Annotated in this window: 3 protein-coding genes; 2 read left to right on the forward strand and 1 reads right to left on the reverse strand. The window is 63.4% G+C overall.

The genetic code is table 11. The annotated features are described in order from the left end of the window. The coding region (locus JKG68_RS31925) for a cupin domain-containing protein (protein ID WP_512699490.1) at positions 1–426 on the forward strand (426 nt) is incomplete at its 5' end. Between the two features lie 67 nt (positions 427–493). Here the strand turns inward: JKG68_RS31925 and JKG68_RS31930 are convergent. Then, on the reverse strand, positions 494–943 hold the full coding sequence (locus JKG68_RS31930) for a helix-turn-helix domain-containing protein (protein WP_202066399.1): 450 nt from the start codon (positions 941–943) through the stop codon (positions 494–496). Between the two features lie 115 nt (positions 944–1058). Here JKG68_RS31930 and JKG68_RS31935 point away from each other — a divergent pair, with 115 nt between their 5' ends. After that, on the forward strand, positions 1059–2288 hold the full coding sequence (locus JKG68_RS31935) for an MFS transporter (RefSeq protein ID WP_312891073.1): 1230 nt from the start codon (positions 1059–1061) through the stop codon (positions 2286–2288). Positions 2289–2292 lie beyond the last annotated feature (4 nt).

Raw genomic sequence — 2292 nt, forward strand, 5'->3', positions numbered from 1 at the left:
TTCCGCAACCCGCCGGGCACCTCGCATATCCCTGCGTCAGAGGAAGGCTGCACCATCTTCGTGCGCCTCTGGCAGTTCAGTGCCGACGATAAGACGCAGATCGTGCGTCAGCTCGGCGAAGGTGACGAGGCCAACCCTCGGGAAGGTGCAACGAGCGCAACCGTGCTGTTCGACGACGGCCGGGAGAAGGTGTGCCTCGAGGACTGGGCCGCTGGCGAGGCCGTGACGGTCGAGAACGTGCGCGGACTGGAGTTTCTCGTGCTCTCCGGCGAGCTCTTGGTCGGCGGGGAGAAGCTGGCAGCGCAGGGTTGGGGCCGACTGCCTGCCGGGATGGACCTGATCGGGACGGCCGGACAAGAAGGGGCACGGATCTGGATCAAGGACGCACCTCTGCTGCATCCCAACGTCCTCCAAATGCCTGCCTAACTCATTGAACGGTGCAGAGGCCGTTAACGTGAGACCGCACTCGGCGATGCGCTAGTGCGGTCTATTGCTATTCGCCAAGCCGGCGGCGCCCTCGATGTCCCGTACCGGCTGCCGGAGGGCTGACGCGTCTGCGCGTTGCTGCCTTGAGGAGCTTGCGGAAGGTCGGGCATTCCAAGTGAGACGGGGCCGAACACTCCGCCACATGCCGGAGGGCGTCCCGCAGCACCCGCAAGTCGACCATCTGGCGCTGCAAGTCATCCGCCTTGGCGTGCAATTGATCCCGAGGGATGTCGGGCCGGCCATCCTTTCCGAACATTCCTGCGATCTCGGTGAGCGAGAAGCCTGCCGTCTTTCCCAGTTCGATCAGCGATAGCCTCAAGAGGACGTCGGCATCGAATTGCCGCCGCAGCCCATGCCGGCCGACCGATCGGATCAGGCCGACCTCCTCGTAGTAACGCAACGCCGAGGGCGGCACGCCCGAACGTTCTGCGACCTCACCGATATCCATCATTCCAATGCTTGACCTTAAGTTAACTTGAAGCCGTACCGTGTCTCGAATCAGCAGTTTGAGCAAGAGGAACGCCATGGCACCCGATCAATCCCGTAAGCCCGTCTGGCATGATCCACGAGCCGTGGCACTGCTGATGGCGGCATCCCTCACGACCATGGCCAACGCCACCATCAGTCCCGCGCTCCCCGGGCTCGAGCGCCTGTTCGCGAACGATCCGAACGCCGCGATGCTGGTGCGGCTGCTGGTGCCCGCGCCCTCGATCGCCGTTGCCATCCTCGCGCCGTTCGCGGGTATCGTCGCCGATCGGTACGGTCGGCGTCGGATGCTCCTGACCGGTGTCGGCCTCTTCGTGCTGGCCGGATGCGCAGGACTGCTCCTTCCTGATCTTCCGGCCATCTTTGTCAGCCGACTGGTCCTGGGGGGCGCCGTCGCCCTCATCATGACGGCGCAGACCGCGCTCATCGGCGACTACTTCAGGGGTGCCGACCGAAACGCGCTGACAGGGCTTCAGATATCGGCCCGCAATTTCGGCGGACTCGTGTTCATCTCGCTCGCCGGATGGTTTGCCGTGATCTCGCCGCGTCTGCCCTTTGCCGTCTACGGAGTTGCCGCGCTTTTCCTGCCATTGATGTGGAAGGTCATCGTCGACCCGCAACGAGCCTCGTCCGCTCCCGGCGCCAGCCCGCAGGACAACTCTCCGATCCCCTCGTCTTGGGGTTTCGCCCTCGCGTCGCTCGTGCTCCTTCAGGCCGTCACGAACATGATCTTCTTCGTCATGCCGACGCAGTTGTCGTTCTTCTTCGAGCGGGCTGGCTACGACAGCCCGGTGATAACCGGATCAGCGCTTGGTGTCCTGATGCTGTCGGGCGGCTGTTTCGCGCTTCTGTATGGCCGAGTCCAGCAGGTCATCGGACATGTCGGCATCTTCGCGTTGGGGTATGGTGCGATGGCAATCGGGTTTCTGCTGCTCGCCCATGCTTCGACACCTCCGGCGTGGTTCCTTGCAGCGTCGGCCATCGGTGCAGGCTACGCGCTGGTCTCGCCAGGCTTCGTGACACTTGCTCTGGGGATTGCACCGATCCGGAGGAGGGGAATGGCTGGCGGTATCCTGACCGCCTCCGTATTCATCGGTCAGTTCTGCTCGGCTCTCCTGAGCACGCCGTTGATCGCGGCATACGGCTACGAGGAACTGTTCCGGATCGTCTCATCGATCGTGGCAGTGATGTCCATTGCCGCCGTCCTGAAGGCTTGCGCGATAGGACTTCAGGTATGGAAAGGCGGGACGCCAACGATGGAGTGGCGTCCCGCGGCGAAGCAAGTATCTGCTCCCAGACCGAATTCTGGCGAATGACGCC

This window comes from Microvirga aerilata, assembly GCF_016743775.1.
Taxonomy (GTDB): Bacteria; Pseudomonadota; Alphaproteobacteria; order Rhizobiales; family Beijerinckiaceae; genus Microvirga; species Microvirga aerilata.